General features: G+C 65.6%; 16 protein-coding genes and 2 tRNA genes. 11 read left to right on the forward strand and 7 right to left on the reverse strand.

Annotation, left to right across the window (positions count from 1 at the left end; translation table 11 throughout):
• Positions 1-2 precede the first annotated feature (2 nt).
• A complete protein-coding gene (locus I6F28_RS09745; RefSeq protein WP_085972302.1) occupies positions 3-839 on the reverse strand; it encodes a DUF72 domain-containing protein in 837 nt (278 codons plus the stop codon).
• A gap of 98 nt (positions 840-937) precedes the next feature.
• Between I6F28_RS09745 and I6F28_RS09750 the strand changes: the two genes are divergently transcribed.
• The 4 genes from I6F28_RS09750 (at position 938) to I6F28_RS09765 (ending at position 4,532) form a co-directional block, all read left to right on the forward strand.
• Complete coding sequence (locus I6F28_RS09750) at positions 938-1,318, forward strand: hypothetical protein (RefSeq protein ID WP_225139792.1); 381 nt, start codon at positions 938-940, stop codon at positions 1,316-1,318.
• Between the two features lie 135 nt (positions 1,319-1,453).
• The gene (locus I6F28_RS09755) at positions 1,454-1,654 is read left to right on the forward strand and encodes a hypothetical protein (protein WP_036027765.1); all 201 of its coding nucleotides are present in this window, start codon (positions 1,454-1,456) and stop codon (positions 1,652-1,654) included.
• A gap of 241 nt (positions 1,655-1,895) precedes the next feature.
• Positions 1,896-3,023 carry a glycosyltransferase family 2 protein gene (locus tag I6F28_RS09760; RefSeq protein WP_036027763.1) on the forward strand — a complete coding sequence of 376 codons (1,128 nt, stop codon included), beginning with the start codon at positions 1,896-1,898 and terminating at the stop codon, positions 3,021-3,023.
• 6 nt (positions 3,024-3,029) lie between these two features.
• Positions 3,030-4,532 carry a glycosyltransferase family 39 protein gene (locus I6F28_RS09765; RefSeq protein ID WP_036027762.1) on the forward strand — a complete coding sequence of 501 codons (1,503 nt, stop codon included), beginning with the start codon at positions 3,030-3,032 and terminating at the stop codon, positions 4,530-4,532.
• Positions 4,533-4,536: 4 nt separating this feature from the next.
• Here the strand turns inward: I6F28_RS09765 and I6F28_RS09770 are convergent, their stop codons facing one another.
• Complete coding sequence (locus I6F28_RS09770; RefSeq protein ID WP_225124783.1) at positions 4,537-6,426, reverse strand: CHASE2 domain-containing protein; 1,890 nt, start codon at positions 6,424-6,426, stop codon at positions 4,537-4,539.
• A gap of 56 nt (positions 6,427-6,482) precedes the next feature.
• A complete protein-coding gene (locus I6F28_RS09775; RefSeq protein ID WP_036012807.1) occupies positions 6,483-7,007 on the reverse strand; it encodes a FecR domain-containing protein in 525 nt (174 codons plus the stop codon).
• A gap of 658 nt (positions 7,008-7,665) precedes the next feature.
• Here I6F28_RS09775 and I6F28_RS09780 point away from each other — a divergent pair.
• Positions 7,666-8,745: a tlde1 domain-containing protein gene (locus I6F28_RS09780; protein WP_225139793.1), complete on the forward strand. Its 1,080-nt coding sequence runs from the start codon at positions 7,666-7,668 to the stop codon at positions 8,743-8,745.
• 7 nt (positions 8,746-8,752) lie between these two features.
• Here the strand turns inward: I6F28_RS09780 and I6F28_RS09785 are convergent, their stop codons facing one another.
• Together I6F28_RS09785 and I6F28_RS09790 are read right to left on the reverse strand one after the other, a co-directional pair.
• Entirely contained in the window at positions 8,753-9,382 is a 630-nt protein-coding gene (locus tag I6F28_RS09785) for a glutathione binding-like protein (protein ID WP_225114395.1), read from the reverse strand.
• A gap of 13 nt (positions 9,383-9,395) precedes the next feature.
• Entirely contained in the window at positions 9,396-9,989 is a 594-nt protein-coding gene (locus I6F28_RS09790; protein WP_036012801.1) for a cysteine hydrolase family protein, read from the reverse strand.
• 127 nt (positions 9,990-10,116) lie between these two features.
• On the opposite strand from I6F28_RS09790, the gene I6F28_RS09795 reads away from it, so the two are divergent.
• The 6 genes from I6F28_RS09795 to I6F28_RS09820 all read left to right on the forward strand — a co-directional run bounded on the left by I6F28_RS09795 (position 10,117) and on the right by I6F28_RS09820 (position 14,058).
• Entirely contained in the window at positions 10,117-10,956 is an 840-nt protein-coding gene (locus I6F28_RS09795) for a LysR family transcriptional regulator (protein WP_225139950.1), read from the forward strand.
• Positions 10,957-11,152: 196 nt separating this feature from the next.
• Positions 11,153-11,222: transfer RNA gene (locus I6F28_RS09800), tRNA-Phe, on the forward strand.
• 4 nt (positions 11,223-11,226) lie between these two features.
• A tRNA-Lys gene (locus I6F28_RS09805) sits at positions 11,227-11,292 on the forward strand.
• Between the two features lie 338 nt (positions 11,293-11,630).
• Entirely contained in the window at positions 11,631-12,794 is a 1,164-nt protein-coding gene (locus I6F28_RS09810) for a slipin family protein (protein ID WP_225139794.1), read from the forward strand.
• A gap of 160 nt (positions 12,795-12,954) precedes the next feature.
• Positions 12,955-13,701 (forward strand): signal peptidase I, encoded by a 747-nt coding sequence (lepB, locus tag I6F28_RS09815; RefSeq protein WP_225139795.1) that lies wholly within the window; start codon positions 12,955-12,957, stop codon positions 13,699-13,701.
• 69 nt (positions 13,702-13,770) lie between these two features.
• Positions 13,771-14,058 (forward strand): GIY-YIG nuclease family protein, encoded by a 288-nt coding sequence (locus I6F28_RS09820; RefSeq protein WP_225139796.1) that lies wholly within the window; start codon positions 13,771-13,773, stop codon positions 14,056-14,058.
• Between the two features lie 236 nt (positions 14,059-14,294).
• Here the strand turns inward: I6F28_RS09820 and groL are convergent, their stop codons facing one another.
• On the reverse strand, positions 14,295-15,935 hold the full coding sequence (groL, locus tag I6F28_RS09825) for a chaperonin GroEL (protein WP_057029537.1): 1,641 nt from the start codon (positions 15,933-15,935) through the stop codon (positions 14,295-14,297).
• 46 nt (positions 15,936-15,981) lie between these two features.
• Entirely contained in the window at positions 15,982-16,296 is a 315-nt protein-coding gene (locus tag I6F28_RS09830) for a co-chaperone GroES (protein WP_025037205.1), read from the reverse strand.
• Between the last annotated feature and the right edge of the window lie 196 nt (positions 16,297-16,492).

Below are 16,492 nucleotides of genomic sequence, written 5' to 3' on the forward strand. Positions count from 1 at the left end.
CCTCAACTCACCCGTGCGATCAGTTCCATGGCGCCGTGCGGTGCGCGTACCTTGCCCTCGTGGATGACGTAAGCGAACACGTCGCGCGGCTCCTTCTTCGGCTTGGCCTTGTCAACCTTCGGGAGATCGTCGGGTTCACCGCCCGAAGCCCAATCCTGGAAGCGCTGGGCCCAGGCATCGAGCTGCTTCGGCGGATAGCAGGTCTTGATCTCGTCATTGCCCTTCTGCAGCCGCGCATAGACGAAATCGCCGGCGACATCTGCGATGGCGGGATATTTGCCGTGCTCGGCGAAAACCACGGGCGTCTCGAACTCGCGGATCAGCGCCACGAAGTCCGGCGTGCAGAAGCTGTCATGGCGCACTTCCACGACATGGCGCAGCGCGCGCCCCTCGAGCTTGCGCGGCAACAGCTCCAGGAACTTGCCGAAATCGGCGCCATCGAACTTCTTCGTCGGCGCAAACTGCCACAGCACCGGCCCGAGATGATCGCCGAGTTCCAGCACGCCGGAATCGTAGAACCGCTTGATGGAATCACCGGCCTCGGCGAGCACGCGGCGGTTGGTCGCAAAGCGCGGTCCCTTCACCGAGAACACGAAACCGTCAGGCACCTCGCTCGCCCATTTGCGAAAGCTCTCCGGCTTCTGCGAGCCGTAATAGGTGCCGTTGATCTCGATCGAGGTCAGCTTCGAAGCGGCATAGGACAGCTCCTTCGCCTGCGCGAGCTTCTCCGGATAGAACACGCCGCGCCAGGGCTCGAAGGTCCAGCCGCCGATACCGATGAAGATGTTGCCGGAGTTTTTGGAGGCAGTTTTTACTTTGGCCACGGGAGGATCTCGCATCGACGGGGAGGGATCTCATCCTAATCAAACCAGATGTGATTGGCCAGTTGGCCGGTCCGGTCTAAGCTCGCGACGGGCCCGCAAAGAAGGAGAACAAGATGCGGATGCTGCTGGTGGGGGGCGCGCTCGTCATGATGACATCTGCTGCCATGACAAGTTCTGCCGTGGCGGATGACGACGACACGAAGGGCGCGCAGAAGCTCGCTCAGCAGGGCCGCGACGACTATTGGCATTGCCTCGCGCGGGAATATTCGCGCGAGTCCAATCAGGGCCTGTCGGAGCAGGATTTCGGCCGCTCGGTTGCCGGAGCCTGTCCGTCGGAGTGGCAATATTACCGGGTCACGCTGCTCGATTATCTCACCACGCAATATCCTGATATCGATGCCGGCGCTCATCTCGCCACCGCGAACAGAGCGGTGGAGGCGGCGCAGAAGGACATCGTGATGGCCTTCGTCAAGCACCGGCCGCCCCAGAAGTAGGGGAGTGGCGAATCGCGAATAGGGCGACAAGGCATGCCATGCTCATTCGCCACTCGCCATTCGCGATTCGCCCTGGGCCTTCCAGTCGCGCGCTCATCCATGGTATCACTGAGCCCGTCTGGAGCAGGAACTTGCATGTCGTCTGAGTCGGTGGGTGGCATTCTGGGGGCGATCGTCGCGGCGGTCGTCCTTGCGGTTGCCGTCGTGTTCGGGCCGATCGGCCAGTACGGCAAGCCGCCCAAGCCGGCGAAGGCCGAGCCGGCGGCGGCGGCACCCGCAGCCCCGGTCGCGCCCGCGCCGCGCGGGCCGGTCATCCGGGAAGTGCCCAACCAATAGGGTTTGAAAATCGGATTTCCGCCCCCTTGCGGAACGCTTTTGACATTCCCATCTAGCTTCTAACGGCGACGTTGAGCGTAAAGACCTCCGTCGCTGGAACGACCTTGGAATTGCTTAAGGCTTGCGCCGGATGTACGCGCGGCCCGCCGTTCCGGGGTCGTTGGCATTTTAGGCCCCTTTTCGGCCCTTCCCCAGACCCCCGGCTTGGCAGCGCAGGATGCGGCGGATATACGCTGCCGTCATGAACGAAGCGATCAGACCGGGCATCGACAACCAAGCCCACGAGGGGCCGGAACTGTCGGTTATCGTCCCAACTTTCAACGAGCGCGACAACGTCACCGTGCTGTACCGGCGCCTCGAGGCGACGCTCGCCAACGTCGTCTGGGAAGTCGTGTTCGTCGATGACAATTCGCCCGACGGCACCTGGGATGTCGTGCGCGAGTTGGCGCAGCGCGACAGCCGGGTGCGCTGCGTCCGCCGCATCGGCCGCCGCGGCCTGTCGGGCGCCTGCATCGAGGGCATCCTTGCCTCCAGCGCGCCCTATGTGGCCGTGATCGATGCCGACCTCCAGCACGACGAGACGCAGTTGCCCAAGATGCTGCTCTTGCTCGCGAGCGATCAGGCCGACCTCGTCGTCGGCAGCCGCTACATCGAGGGCTACAAGAGCGAAGGCTTCAACAGGCAGCGCGCCGGCGCCAGCGCGCTCGCGACCGAGGTCGCCAAGAAGATGCTGCGGGTCGAGATTGCCGACCCCATGAGCGGCTTCTTCATGATCCGCCGCGACCGCTTCGAGCAGCTCGCGCCAAAACTCTCCGTGCACGGCTTCAAGATCCTGCTCGACATCGTCGCGACCGCGCATGGCAGCTTGCGGGCGGTCGAGATTCCCTACACGTTCGGCGCCCGCCAGCACGGCGAGAGCAAGCTCGATTCCATGGTCGCGCTCGACTTCCTCGGCCTCGTCTTCGCCAAGCTAACCAACGACATCGTCTCGCTGCGCTTCATCCTGTTCGCGATGGTCGGCGGCATCGGCCTCGTCGTGCACCTGACCACGCTGTTCATCGCGCTTCGCCTGTTCAACGCGCCGTTCCCGGAGGCGCAGGCCGCGGGCGCCATCGTCGCCATGACCAGCAATTTCATCCTCAACAACTTTCTCACCTATCGCGACCAGCGGCTGAAGGGCTTTGCGCTGCTGCGCGGGCTGATCGCCTTCTACATCGTGTGCAGCGTCGGCCTGCTCGCCAATGTCGGCGTCGCCTTCTCGGTCTACGACCAGGAGCCGATCTGGTGGCTGGCCGGCCTGGCCGGCGCGTTGATGGGCGTGGTGTGGAACTACGCGATGTCCGGACTGTTCGTCTGGCGCAAGAAATAGCGCGTGATGGGCGGGGCCGACGCGCGGATCGTCCGCAACACCGCGCTGCTGATTGTCGCGCTGGTGGGATTGCGGCTCGTCGCAGCCGCCTTCACGCCGATCACGTTCGACGAAGCCTATTACTGGATGTGGTCGAAGAGCCTCGCCGGGGGCTATTACGACCACCCGCCCATGGTCGCCTATGTGATCCGCGCCGGCACCATGATCGCGGGCGATACCGAGCTCGGCGTCCGCCTCGTCTCGATCCTGCTCGCGCTGCCGATGAGCTATGCGGTCTATCGCTCCGCCGCAATTCTGTTCGGCGGGGTGCGTGTGGCCGCGACCAGCGCCATCCTGCTCAACGTGACGCTGCTGGCTTCCGTCGGCACGCTGATCGTCACGCCCGATGCGCCGCTGCTGGTCGCCTCCAGCTTCGTGCTGTTCTTTCTCGCCAAGGTGCTGGAGACCGGACGCGGCGCCTGGTGGCTCGCGGTCGGCGCCGCCGTCGGCGCGGCGCTATTGTCGAAATACACCGCGATGTTCTTTGGCGCCGCGATCCTGATCTGGCTCGCTTGCGTGCCGAAGCTGCGGCGCTGGTTCCTCTCGCCCTGGCCCTATCTCGGCGGCCTCGTCGCGCTGGCGCTGTTCTCGCCGGTGATCCTCTGGAATGCCGACCATCAATGGGTCTCGTTCGCAAAGCAGCTCGGCCGCGCCAGGATCGAGGACTTCCGCCCCGTCTTCATCGCCGAGCTGATCCCGACCCAGATCGCGTTCGCAACCCCGCTGGTCTTTATCCTCGGCGCCATGGGCCTGCATGCGCTGACCTGGCAGCGCGCCGGCGCGCTGGCCTCGCGCGTGCTGATCGAGACGATGTTCTGGACCATCGTCGCCTATTTCGTCTGGCATTCGCTGCATGCGCGCGTCGAGGCCAACTGGTTCGCGCCGGTGTATCCGCCGTTCGTCATTGCCGCGGCCGCCGCGGCCAATCTTGCGCAATGGAAGCCGCGTCAGCGGCGCCTCGTCGACGTTTGCCAGCGCTGGGCCGCGCCTGTGGGCATCGTCATGTTTGCCGCCTTGATCGTGCAGGCCAATACCGGCTGGTTGTCCGGATATCGCCGCGATGCCACCGTGCGCAGTGTCGGTGTCGGCTGGCGCGAGCTCGCGGCCGGAATCGAAGCGGTGCGCGCGCGCAGTGGCGCCACCTGCGTGCTGGCGCAGGATTACGGCACCACGAGCTGGCTCGCATTCTATCTGCCGCGCGGCACCTGCGTCGCGCAGCAAAATCAGCGCATCCGCTGGGTCAACATGGCCGAACCCGATCCCAAGCTGCTCGCCGGCAAGCTGCTCTATGTCGACGAGCTGCGCGCCGACGGTCATCCTGCCCTCAATGCTCTCTTTGCAAAGGTGACGCAGGTGGCGCAATTGCAGCGCAAGCGCGGGCCGCTCGTGATCGAGACCTACGGCATCGACCTGCTGGAAGTCGCCAAGGGCGAGGTGCTGGACCGCTCGCCGCCGCCGGAAGCGCGGTAGCGCCTTAATCAATCATCTCGGCCTTGTCAGCATCCTGCCCCGGCCCATCGCGATCGCGCCAGAACCAGACGGTCACGACGCCGGAACGGCCGCGGACCCGGGCGAGCAGGGGGCCGGACAGAACACCGTCGGGCGCGCCCTGGAAGTCGGCCGCATCCAGCAGCGTGTCGCTCAGCGCAAGGCGCGCATCGTTCTGGGCGGCAATCTCCATCAGCCGGCTTGCGACGTTGACGGTGTCGCCCGTCGCCGTGATGTGCTGATGGCTTTCGCCGAGTCGCGAGGCGACGATCGGGCCGCAATGCGCGCCGATCTTGTAGCCGAGCTGACCCGCGATCGCCGGCGGAAGCGAGGCGATCCAGCGTGCGAGGCCGCGATGCAGATCGACCGCGCATTTCAGCGCGCGCGCCGAATCGTCGGGCATGGCGCGCGGCAGCCCGAACAGGATCATGGCGCCGTCGCCGAGAAAGCCCGTGATCATGCCGCCGCAATCGATCGCGATCCGGTCGATCAGCGCATGAAACGCCTTCAGAATATCCGTGAGCTCGTCCGGATCGATCCGCTCACTCAAACCGGTGAAACCGGAGAGATCGACGAACACCACGGCTGCATCCTGCCGCACCGGCTTCGACAGGAAGTTCGGATCTCGCGAGAGCCAATCCCGCAGCGCCGGAGCCTGGAATTGCGCAAGCGACCTGCTCTTAGCGGCGAAATATTGCGTGCGGCGGCCTCCGGCCCACAGCTGCACGCCGGCAAAGACCGCAACCGGCGGCACGGCGGCGGCGAGCGTGGTCGCGGCGTTCAGCCAGACGCCGTGCGTGAACGCGAACAGGTTGAGCCCGGCCCAGGCAATCATCACCGCGGCCGCCGCCATGGTGCCGAGCGCGATGCGCCGCCAGGCGAGCAGGCCGACCAGCAGCACCGGCAGCAGGATCGCCGTGAGCGCGTCGGCAATGCGGACCCGGTGGTCACGCAGGATGGCGTCGCCGGCGACGAGATGCGTGATTGCGGTCGAGACCACCTCGACGCCGGGCATGAGGGAATCGAACGGCGTCGGATAGAAGTCGCCGCCGCCGGCGACGGAGGCGCCGATCACGACGATCCGGTTCTCGATGGCCGCGCGATCGAGCGTGCCATCGAAGATGCTCTGTGCGCTGACGGTACGGATGGTGCGGCGCGGGCCGTAATAGGTGATCGGCAATGCCAGATTGCTGTCGGTCGGCACCACGCGATCGCCGAGCATGAGATGGCCCGGCGCGACGGTCAGCGGCTCGTCGAGCGCGCGCGCCGCAACGCGCAACGGAAACGACAGCTCGACCTTGTCGCGGGTCCGGAACAGCATCGGCACCGAGAGCGGCGAGCCCGATTGCCCGGTCGCGACGTTGACGATGCCGACCTCGGCGTGATCGGCGAATGCGGGCAATGGCTGCAGGAAGCGCTCGGCCTCCGGCAGCACGGCCAGCGGACCTTCGCTGCTGGGTGACACGGTTTCGCTGGCCGAGGGGAAGATCGCGGCGGCGGCGAGCACCATGCGGCCGGTGGCCAATGTGTTGGCCAGCGTCGCATCGCCGATCGCGGCGCTGCGGTCGACCAGCAGCAGGTCGATCGCCACGACCTTCGGCTTAAACTGCACGATGGTATCGACCACGCGGGCAAGATCGGCGCGCGGCAGTGGATAGGTGCCGCCGCGCTTCACCACCGTGTCGTCGATCGCAACGATGGTGACGAAATCCGGCGGACGCCGCACGCCGCGCGCCTGCGTCCGCCAATCCGTCAACGTGGCTTCGAGGCGGTCCAGGAAGCGCAGATGGCCGTGGGCGTGCGTGGCATAGATGCCCGCGCCCCACAGCGCGGTGAGGACGAGTGCCACCAGGATCTGAACGCGTCGGCTGCGCATGCGGTCTTGCAATCGTATAATCCAAATCTCATGGGCCGGGCCTTGCCGGCCCCGGCTCATTGCCCGAGTCTGGCCATGAGCGCGTCGACGCGCGGCTGGCCCCAGGTCTTGACGGTCAACGGACCGGTTGGCTCGACATCGACGCCTTCGCCGGGGCCGAGCACGACGCCGCGTCCACGAGCCCTGCGGCTCACGCCGACCCGGCCGTCTGCGACGAACACGGAAGTCTTGGCGTCGGCGGCATCGACCGCCCATTTCGTGCCGCGCACTGCGGCGATCGCTTGCGGCGTCAGCACCTTGAAGGGATTGCCGCGCGGCTTCTTGGGCACCTCGATCAGCAGCGCTTTGCTGCTCAACTCCACGGAGTCTATATGTCCGTCGCGGTTGGCGTCCTTAAGTTCAAATCTGGCGCCGTTTTCCGCAACGATGGTGATGCCGTTGTCGCAGCGCCAGGTCTGCGTCCCGGCAGCCGACGGCGATGCCGTGCAGCCCGCATTCGCCGCAGGCTGCGCAGTCGCAGATCCGATCAACAGAAACGACCCCGCCAGGGCGAAAAACCCCGCGCGCGCAATCCCTCTCATGCCAGCCTCCGTTTGCGTGCTCGGCACAGCTCAGGGCAGGATGATACGGTACCGTATCACGCGCAGAGGCTGCTGAAAAGTGCCGAAGTGGGAGCTATTTTCTCGCACCCGCGATGTCCAGAACCGAGGCGATCAACTTTCAATCACGGCGCCGTGCCGCGGTGCCCGGCGCGTCATGAGCATGCACCGTTGTCGCGCGGCCGACGAGGCCCAATCCGACGCGTCGTCCACCAGCCTCGCGCAACGCTGGCGCGTTACGTTCGGGGGCAGTGGAGGGCCACGAAAATGACGTTCTCAAGTGCGTCATGGATGTGGCCGCAGACGTCCGCAGAGCCTGCTGAACCGGCCGAGAATTATAGTTAACAGACCCGACTAAGTCCGTAGTTCTGCGGGCGTTTTTCTCAAAACGGGACAGCGTTAACGAGTCGCCGCAGATCCGCCCGAACTTAATCCGCATTTAACTAAAAGTCGCCTTAATGACGCTCCGACCCTCTGCGAGATGCTGTTCCCGGATCGTGACCAGCGGCACTTCGAAGGGGGACAGAGTGACACCGTCCTGGACGCAAGGCGAATGAGTACGAGTATCGCTGCGCAGAGTAACGCGGCACGGAAGTCCAAGAATTTCTCGAAGACCAATTCGCGGAAATCTTCCCGGAAAATGACCACGACCAATTGGCTTGGCGCCGCGGCGATCGGCTGCGCCGTGATGGGCGCCGGCTGGACCATCCACAGCAACATCTTCGGCGCGAGCGTCTATCCCTCCGTCGGCAGCGTCGGCTACGACGAGCCGGTGATCAAGCGCGCGCCCAGGGTGGTGCTGCGCGAGGCCGGCGAGGCCATCAAGGAAACCTTCGCGCTGCTGCCCGACCGCCTCCAGGTCGCAGCTCCAATCTCGCGCGAGATGTTCAACGAGCGCTTTGCCGCGGCCGCAACGCAGGGCGTGCCATCGAATGCCACAAGCGCCGCACCCCCGGCGCAGGTCGTTGCGGTGGCCAAAGACGCCCCGAAGCAGGGCGTGATCGCGAAGGTCGCGGAAGCGCTGAAGCCGGCAGCCAAGGGCGCCGACAACGCCGCGGACAAGACCAAGCGCGCGCCGGCTGCCCAGCTGCAACTCGCCTCGGCCGACCCGGCCGAGATCGTGCCGGCGCCCGAAGCCAAGCAAAAATCCTTCGCCGACCGTGCCAAGGCCGCGGTGATGTCGATCACCGCTCCGCGCCAGGCGATGGTGGAAAAGCTGTGGGGCAAGCGCGAAGCGTCCGGCGGGCTGCTCGCCTACGCCTCGGCCGATGCCAGCATCACTGCGTCCATCGCCCCGAAGGAGCAGAACCCGATGTTCGGCGGCGCTCCGCCTTATGAGCGGGACACCGCGGTCTACGACATCACGGCCAAGATGGTGTATCTGCCTGACGGCACCAGGCTCGAGGCGCATTCCGGCCTTGGCGCCAACCGCGACGATCCGGACTCGCGCCGCCTGCGCATGCGCGGCGTGACGCCGCCGCACATCTATACGCTGAAACCGCGCGAGGCGCTGTTCCACGGCGTGCCGGCGCTGCGCCTCACCCCGATCGGCGGCGAGAGCGCGATCTACGGCCGCGACGGCCTGCTCGCCCACACCTTCATGCTCGGGCCGGGCGGCGATTCCAACGGCTGCGTGTCGTTCAAGGATTACTACGCGTTCCTCGACGCCTACCGCAACAAGGGCATCCGCAAGCTCGCGGTGCTGGCGCGGGTGGAGTGAGGCGAGCTCAGGCCGCAACGGTCTTGCGCAGCGCCATCTCGGTCGCGATCGCGCGCCGGACCGCGGGGCGGGCCTGCATGCGTTCGAGATAGGCCGCGAGCGGTGGCCATTGCGCGATGTCGATCCCTGCCGGACGGAGCAGAAGCAAGGTCCAGGTGAGATGGGCATCGGCCACGGTGAAGGCGTCGCCGACGAGGAATTCGCGGCCCGCCAGATGCGCTGCCGGCACCGACAATGTCTGCATGATCCTCGCGCGCGGCTTGGCCAGCGAGCCGTCGTCCTTGTACCAGAAGGTTGGAAACAGGAACGCCTTGTGGATCTCGGCGCCGACGAAGCTCAGCCATTCCTGCAGGCGATAACGATCGATGTCGCCGGGCCGCGGCGCAAGGCGTGCCTCCGGCTTCACATCGGCGATGTATTGCAGCACCGCTGCGCTTTCCGTCAGCCGCTCGCCGTTCTCCAGCACCAGGACCGGCACCGCGCCCTTCGGTGACACCTCACGGAAGTCGCGGCCGTCGTCCACGAGCCGCTTGGTCCAGATATGGGCGAGGTGATACTGCGCCTCGATTCCGGCCTCCAGCAACGCGATGTGGCTCGAGAGCGAGCAGGCCATCGGAAAGAAATAGAGCTGCAGCATCGGGAAGGTCTCCTCAGGTCAGCACGTCGCTCTGCGCGATGATCGCGAACCGGTCGGACAATTCGGCCAGAGCGACCTCGTGAACAATTCTCGCCGGCAGCGTGCCGCCGCGCCCATCGGGAAGATCGCGCGTGGCGCAGGCATCCGCCGCGATCGTCGTGCGCAGGCCGAGATCGAGCGCGGCGCGCGCGGTCGAAGACACGCACATATGCGTCATGAACCCCGCGAGCACGATGTTCTTGCGTCCGGTCGCGGCCAGCCGGGCCTGCAGGTCGGTGCCGGCGAAGGCATTCGGCAGCGCCTTCTCGATCACGGGCTCGGTCGCGAGTGGCGTCAGGCGTTCGACGATCGCGCCGCGCGCCGCCTCGCGGTCGAACAGGCCGCCGGCGCGGCCCTTGTGCGCGACGTGGAAGATCGCAGCTCCGCTCTCCCGTGCGCGCGCGAGCAGGCGCGCAGCCGCGGCGATCGCCGCTTGCGCCTCGGGCAGGGCGATGGGGCCGGCGCAATATTCGTTCTGGATGTCGATCAGAACGAGGCATGTCTCGTTGAGCTTGGGCGGATCGAGATCGGCGCCGGCGAGTTCGAGCAGCGTCTTTGGAGCGGTCATGCCGTCAGGCTTTCGTGAATTCGGATGCTTCGACACTAGCGCAGCAGCAGCCTGCCATTGTGCAGGACTATTGCAGCTGATGGCTGCGAATTTGCAGGTAGCGGCGGCGCCTGCTAGGCTCGCCCCGATGAATTGGGACGATCTGCGCATCATCGCCGCGGTCAGGGACGAGGGCACCTATGCCGGCGCCAGCGCGCGGCTGCGCATCGACGAGACCACCGTCGGCCGCAGGCTTGCGCGCATCCAGCGCGATCTCGGCGTGAAGCTGTTCGATGCGGTGGACGGCGTGCGGCGGCCGACGCGCCAGTGCGAGGCGGTGCTCGCGCATGTCGGTGCGATGGCCGCGCATGCGGCGGCGATCGACCGCATCAAGGAGGGCCAGGCCGGCCCGGTCGGGCGGCTGCGCATCGCCTCGACAAATGCGGTCGCCGAGGAGCTGCTGGCGCCGCATGCGAGCAGCTTCCTGCGCGATCATCCGGGGCTGACGCTGCAATTCCTCACCGCGAGCGGCAACGTCAAGTTCTCGCGCTGGCAGGCCGATCTCGCCATCCGCCTGCGCAAGCCGGAGAAGGGCGACTTCACCATCTCCAAGCTCGGCGACGTCAGGCTGTACTTCTTCGAGCCCGCGGACCGCGGCGGCGGCGAGCCCGTTGCGTGCGTCTATCCGGACGAGCTCGACGCGATCCCGGAAGCGCAGTTCTTGCGTGCGAAGCGGCTGACGAACGTGCGCTGCGTCACCGACAATATCCGCATCATCCGCACCATGATTCAGTCGCATCAGGCCATCGGCGTGCTGCCCGAGCACAGCTGCTTAGCCCTGCTCGCCGACCGCAGCCTGCGCGCCACCCTGCTGCCGAAGCGCCGCGACGTCTGGCTGCTCGTGCAGAACCACCTCAAGCGCGATCCGGCGACACGCGTGACGATCGCGTGGGTGAGGGCGTGCTTCCAGGACATCTCGCGCAATTGATGTCGCATATCGCCGCAATCATCGCGCCACGCTGCGCACGCTGCGACGAAAAAACTTCACCCGCCCCCTTGCAACCCGAACGTGCCTGGTCTATTAGCGCCGTCCTTCGCTAGGCCATGGGTTCGGGCTCGCTGAGATCCCGACTGGCGCGGGCCGGGTCTTGCCGGTTTCGTGTTCCGCCGAATGAAGGAGAAACGCAGGACGTAGCTCATGGAGAGCGTCGGGTTGAACACCCGAAGGCATCGGTTCGATTCCGGTCTCTTGCACAAAGGATAGCTCAGTTTGGTAGAGCAGATGACTTTTACTCATCGGGTCGCGGGTTCGAATCCCGCTCCAGCGCTCCGTTTCAGCCTGAAACGCTGATACCTCTGACGAGGACCGGACGCGCGCTTCAGTCGCGGTCCGGCCGTTTTGCCGCAAGGCTTTCCGTCCGAACCTAGACACTGTGAGACCGGCTTTGCGCCGCGGGTAGATGCCGCTTGCGCTGATGCCGGGTGGCTCCGCACGGCCGCGCGACACGTCTCGCGCGATCGCGCGCGTGCGCCCGTCGTCATGCAAGCTCAAGCCCCGGCCCGCCGATTTCGCGGGAAGCGTCGTCCGCGTCCTCACGTCCTTTGCAGGTGTAACCCGCTATCCGGCCGCGCTCGGCAGGAGGCAACTGAAGGAGGCGTGCCATGACTTTGAACAAGACTTGGCATTTGCTGATGCTGAACGTGACGGTGAAGGATGGCGAGCGTGCGTTGCTGACGCGCAACGGGCAGCTCGTGCGCGTGCTCGCGCCCGGCAAGCATCGCCTGTTCGATCCCCTGCACGAGCTGAAGGCCGAGGTGCTCGACGTGGTCCGCAGCGAATTTCCTGCGGAGCGCTACGCAGTGCTGAAGGCCGCGCGGCCTGATCTTGCCGCCGAGCTGTTCGAGGCGGTCGAGACCAAGGCGGACGAGATCGCCATCGTCAGCCTCGACGGCCGGCCCGTGCATCTGATGACGCCTTGGCAGGTGCGCGTCTACTGGAAGGTCGCAACGCGCATCGATGTCGAGCGCATCGATGTGTCCAGCGACGTCAGGGTCGACGCGCGGCACCTCACCATGATCGAGCGCAGCCGCTCGACCGTCATGAGCGAGACTGTGGTCGAGAACCACGAAGCGGGCCTGCTCTATGTCGAGGGCCGGCTCGTGGAGCGGCTCGCGCCCGGCCGGCACGCCTTCTGGACCGTCGGCCGCAAGATCGAGGTGAAGCGCCTCGACCTGCGGCCCCAGGCGGTCGAGATCACCGCGCAGGAGATGCTGACCAAGGATCGCATCGCGCTGCGGGTGACGCTGACGGCGTTCCGCCGCATCGTCGATCCCGAGCGCACGGTGGCGACCGTGCCCGACGTGGATGCGTGGCTGTACCGCCTGGTGCAGTTCGCGATCCGCGAGGCGGTGGCGGGCCGGACGCTGGACGAGGTGCTGTCTGCGAAGGCGGTGCTGGATGCGGAGCTGCGCGACTATGTGCGTGCACGCGTCGCAGAGTCCGGCGTGGAGGTGACCGAGCTCGGCGTCAAGGACGTGATCCTGCCCGGCGAGATCCGGGAGCTGGTGAACAAGGTGGTGGAGGCGGAGCGGGTCGCGAAGGCGAACCTGATCCGCCGGCAGGAGGAGACCGCGGCGACGCGTTCGCTCCTGAACACTGCCCGCCTGATGGAGGAGAACCCCCTGCTGCTTCGGCTCAAGGAGCTGGAGTCGCTGGAGCGGCTGGTCGAGAAGGTCGGCCGCATCGACCTCCATGCCGGTGAAGGCCAGGGCCTCGATGCCCTCCTGACCCGGCTCGTGCGTCTGAAGGCGCCCGAGAGCGCATGAACCGAAGGGCCGCCCACGGGCGGCCCTTCACATCGGCGTTGCCGCCGTCTGCGATGAACGCGATCGGCGCGCAGCGCGACCAATTTGGGCTCGTCGGGGATTGAGCGCGCTCGCAGGTTGCGTCATCTTGGGGCCGCAACGTCTTGATCAGGGAAGGCCCATGACCGTTCTTCAGGAATCGATCCGCCCCGCGGCACGATCCAGCGACTGGAAGGCGATCGTCGTCCTGATCCTCATGATCCCGGTGCTGTGGTCGCCGGTGATCCTGTTTCGCTTCGTTCTGTATCAGCCGTTCAACATTCCGTCCGGTTCGATGACACCGGCGCTGATGGTCGGCGACTACGTCTTCGCCGCGAAATACGCTTACGGGTATGGCCGCTATTCCCTCCCATTCGCGTCGTCCTGGATCTCGGGCCGCATCCTCGCCGCCGATCCCGAATACGGGGATATCGTGGTATTCCGGACGGCGAAGGACAGTTCTGCCGACTACGTCAAACGCGTCGTCGGCCTGCCCGGAGACCGCATCCAGATGCGGCAGGGCCGGCTCATCCTCAACAGCCGCCCGGTGACCCGCGTCGCCCTGGAGGCGACATTTGCCGGCGACGCCTGCGGTGTCGACGACCGCGCCGCCGTCAAGCGCTGGCGCGAGACGCTGCCGAGCGGTGCGTCCTATGTGACCTACGACTGCCTCGACAACGGCTATCTCGACAACACAGACGTCTTCACGGTGCCGCCGGGCCACATCTTCGTGCTCGGCGACAACCGCGACAATTCCACCGACAGCCGCGTGCAGTCGACGTTCGGCTTCGTGCCGATGGACAATCTCATCGGCAAGGTGACGCGGATCTTCTGGTCGCTGGATGAAGACGGCGAGCCGCGCTTCGAGCGGCTCGGGAAGGTGGAGTGAGGCTTGCTCCGTCATTCCGGGGCGGCGCGCAGCGCCGAGCCCGGAATCCATAATCACAGGCGGACGGGAATGGCCTACTATCTCTACATCCTTGCGAGCAAGAAACACGGCACGCTCTACATCGGCGTGACCAACGACCTGGTGCGCCGAGTGTATCAGCACAGAACGAAGACCGTCCCCGGCTTCACGAGCAAGTACGGCGTCGACAAGCTCGTCTTGTTCGAAATCTACGACGATGCCGTGAGCGCCAATGCCCGCGAGAAGGAGCTCAAGAAATGGCGACGTGACTGGAAGACGCGTCTCATCGAGGAGCAGAACCCAAATTGGGATGATCTCTATCCGGGGCTGACCAAATAAGGTTCATCCTGCACTCCTTGTCATTCCGGGGCGCGCCCCCTTGGGCGCGAGCCCGGAATCCATAATCACAGCCAGATGGAGTGGGCCCGCTATGCCCGTCGCCCGTGAGTTTCGTGGTTATGGATTCCGGGCTCGCGCCCAAGAGGGGCGCGCCCCGGAATGACGTGCTCCCCAAAACAAAAACCCCGGCATCGCTGCCGGGGTTTCGCAATTCGTATCGTGCCTGAACGGCTGGATCAGAAGTCCATGCCGCCCATGCCGCCGCCCGGGGGCATCGCCGGGCCGGCGCCGCCCTTCTTCGGCAGCTCGGCGACCATGGCTTCCGTGGTGATCAGGAGCGCGGCCACCGAGGCAGCGTTCTGGATCGCGGTACGGACCACCTTGGTCGGGTCGATGATGCCCTTCTTGACGAGGTCGGCATATTCGCCGGTCTGGGAGTCGAAGCCGTAATTGTAGGCCTTGTTCTCCAGGATCTTGCCGACGATCACCGAGCCGTCTTCACCGGCGTTGATCGCGATCTGGCGAGCGGGGGCCGACAGCGCCTTGCGCACGATCTCGACGCCGGTCTTCTGGTCGTCGTTCTTGGTGCGCAGGCCCTTGAGCTGCTCGGAGGCACGGAGCAGGGCGACGCCGCCGCCCGGGACGATGCCTTCTTCCACGGCCGCGCGGGTCGCATGCATCGCGTCATCAACGCGATCCTTGCGCTCCTTCACCTCGACCTCGGTCGCGCCGCCGACGCGGATCACCGCGACGCCGCCCGCGAGCTTGGCGAGACGCTCCTGGAGCTTCTCACGGTCGTAGTCCGAGGTGGTCTCCTCGATCTGCGCCTTGATCTGCGCCACGCGCGCCTCGATGTCGGCCTTCTTGCCGGCGCCGTTGACGATCGTGGTGTTCTCCTTGTCGATCATCACCTTCTTGGCGCGACCGAGCATGTTGAGCGTGACGTTCTCGAGCTTGATGCCGAGATCTTCCGAGATCGCCTGGCCGCCGGTCAGGATCGCGATGTCCTGCAGCATGGCCTTGCGGCGATCGCCGAAGCCCGGAGCCTTGACGGCCGCGACCTTCAGGCCGCCGCGCAGGCGGTTCACGACGAGGGTCGCAAGCGCTTCGCCTTCGACGTCCTCGGCGACGATGACCAGCGGCTTGCCGGTCTGCACCACGGCCTCGAGCAGCGGCAGCAGCTCGTTCAGCGAGGAGAGCTTCTTCTCGTTGATGAGGATGTAGGCATCGTCCATCTCAACGCGCATCTTGTCGGCGTTGGTGACGAAGTAGGGCGAGATGTAGCCGCGGTCGAACTGCATGCCCTCGACCACGTCGAGCTCGGTCTCGAGCGACTTGGCTTCCTCGACGGTGATGACGCCCTCGTTGCCGACCTTCTTCATGGCGTCGGCGAGGAACTTGCCGATTTCGGCATCGCCGTTGGCCGAGATGGTGCCGACCTGGGCGATCTCGTCGTTCGAGGTGACCTTCTTCGAGTTCTTCTCGAGGTCGGCCACGACGGCTTCGACCGCGAGGTCGATGCCGCGCTTGAGGTCCATCGGGTTCATGCCGGCGGCGACCGACTTGGCGCCTTCCTTCACGATCGCCTGGGCGAGCACGGTGGCGGTGGTGGTGCCGTCGCCGGCCGCGTCAGCGGACTTGGAGGCGACTTCGCGCACCATCTGCGCGCCCATGTTCTCGAACTTGTCGTCGAGCTCGATCTCCTTGGCGACGGTGACGCCGTCCTTGGTGATGCGGGGAGCGCCGAACGACTTGTCGAGCACAACGTTGCGGCCCTTCGGACCGAGCGTGACCTTCACCGCATTGGCGAGAACGTCGACGCCGCGCAGCATCTTGTCGCGCGCTTCAACCGAGAATTTGACTTCTTTGGCTGCCATCTGGATTTTTCCTTGAGGGTTTGACTGGAGGGGAGGAGAGGGGCTCTTAAGCCGCCTTCTTCTTGGACTCGCTGACTTCGAGAACGCCCATCACGTCGCTCTCCTTCATGATCAGCAGGTCCTGGCCGTCGATCTTGACCTCGGTGCCGGACCACTTGCCGAAAAGCACGCGGTCGCCGACCTTCAGGTCGATCGGGATCAGCTTGCCAGCTTCGTCGCGGCCACCGGGGCCAACGGCGACGACTTCGCCCTGGGAGGGCTTTTCCTTGGCAGTGTCGGGAATGATGATGCCGCCAGCGGTCTTCTCTTCGGCGTCGATGCGCTTGACCACGACGCGGTCGTGAAGCGGACGGAATTTCATGCAGTCCTCCTAAGCAATTGCTCGGGTTGAGGTTTTGAGTGTTAGCAATCGTTGCCCGTGAGTGCTAGCACGAGCGCGCCTGAAATAGGACAGGAATTTTGCGGGAGCAAGGGTTTGTAGCAGAAAAAATAGCAGCCGAAAGCGCGGACTGCCAGAAACCCCTCGCCATCGTTAACCGGGCAGCCGTGACCGTATT

It is taken from the genome of Bradyrhizobium sp. NBAIM14 (assembly GCF_020193895.1).
In the GTDB taxonomy this organism is placed as follows: Bacteria; Pseudomonadota; Alphaproteobacteria; order Rhizobiales; family Xanthobacteraceae; genus Bradyrhizobium; species Bradyrhizobium yuanmingense.

Coding starts and splice junctions, on each gene's coding strand:
- I6F28_RS09745 (WP_085972302.1), bottom strand. CDS start 839: ATGCGAGATCCTCCCGTGGCCAAAGTAAAAACTGCCTCCAAAAACTCC.
- I6F28_RS09750 (WP_225139792.1), top strand. CDS start 938: ATGCGGATGCTGCTGGTGGGGGGCGCGCTCGTCATGATGACATCTGCT.
- I6F28_RS09755 (WP_036027765.1), top strand. CDS start 1,454: ATGTCGTCTGAGTCGGTGGGTGGCATTCTGGGGGCGATCGTCGCGGCG.
- I6F28_RS09760 (WP_036027763.1), top strand. CDS start 1,896: ATGAACGAAGCGATCAGACCGGGCATCGACAACCAAGCCCACGAGGGG.
- I6F28_RS09765 (WP_036027762.1), top strand. CDS start 3,030: ATGGGCGGGGCCGACGCGCGGATCGTCCGCAACACCGCGCTGCTGATT.
- I6F28_RS09770 (WP_225124783.1), bottom strand. CDS start 6,426: ATGCGCAGCCGACGCGTTCAGATCCTGGTGGCACTCGTCCTCACCGCG.
- I6F28_RS09775 (WP_036012807.1), bottom strand. CDS start 7,007: ATGAGAGGGATTGCGCGCGCGGGGTTTTTCGCCCTGGCGGGGTCGTTT.
- I6F28_RS09780 (WP_225139793.1), top strand. CDS start 7,666: ATGACCACGACCAATTGGCTTGGCGCCGCGGCGATCGGCTGCGCCGTG.
- I6F28_RS09785 (WP_225114395.1), bottom strand. CDS start 9,382: ATGCTGCAGCTCTATTTCTTTCCGATGGCCTGCTCGCTCTCGAGCCAC.
- I6F28_RS09790 (WP_036012801.1), bottom strand. CDS start 9,989: ATGACCGCTCCAAAGACGCTGCTCGAACTCGCCGGCGCCGATCTCGAT.
- I6F28_RS09795 (WP_225139950.1), top strand. CDS start 10,117: ATGAATTGGGACGATCTGCGCATCATCGCCGCGGTCAGGGACGAGGGC.
- I6F28_RS09810 (WP_225139794.1), top strand. CDS start 11,631: ATGACTTTGAACAAGACTTGGCATTTGCTGATGCTGAACGTGACGGTG.
- lepB (WP_225139795.1), top strand. CDS start 12,955: ATGACCGTTCTTCAGGAATCGATCCGCCCCGCGGCACGATCCAGCGAC.
- I6F28_RS09820 (WP_225139796.1), top strand. CDS start 13,771: ATGGCCTACTATCTCTACATCCTTGCGAGCAAGAAACACGGCACGCTC.
- groL (WP_057029537.1), bottom strand. CDS start 15,935: ATGGCAGCCAAAGAAGTCAAATTCTCGGTTGAAGCGCGCGACAAGATG.
- I6F28_RS09830 (WP_025037205.1), bottom strand. CDS start 16,296: ATGAAATTCCGTCCGCTTCACGACCGCGTCGTGGTCAAGCGCATCGAC.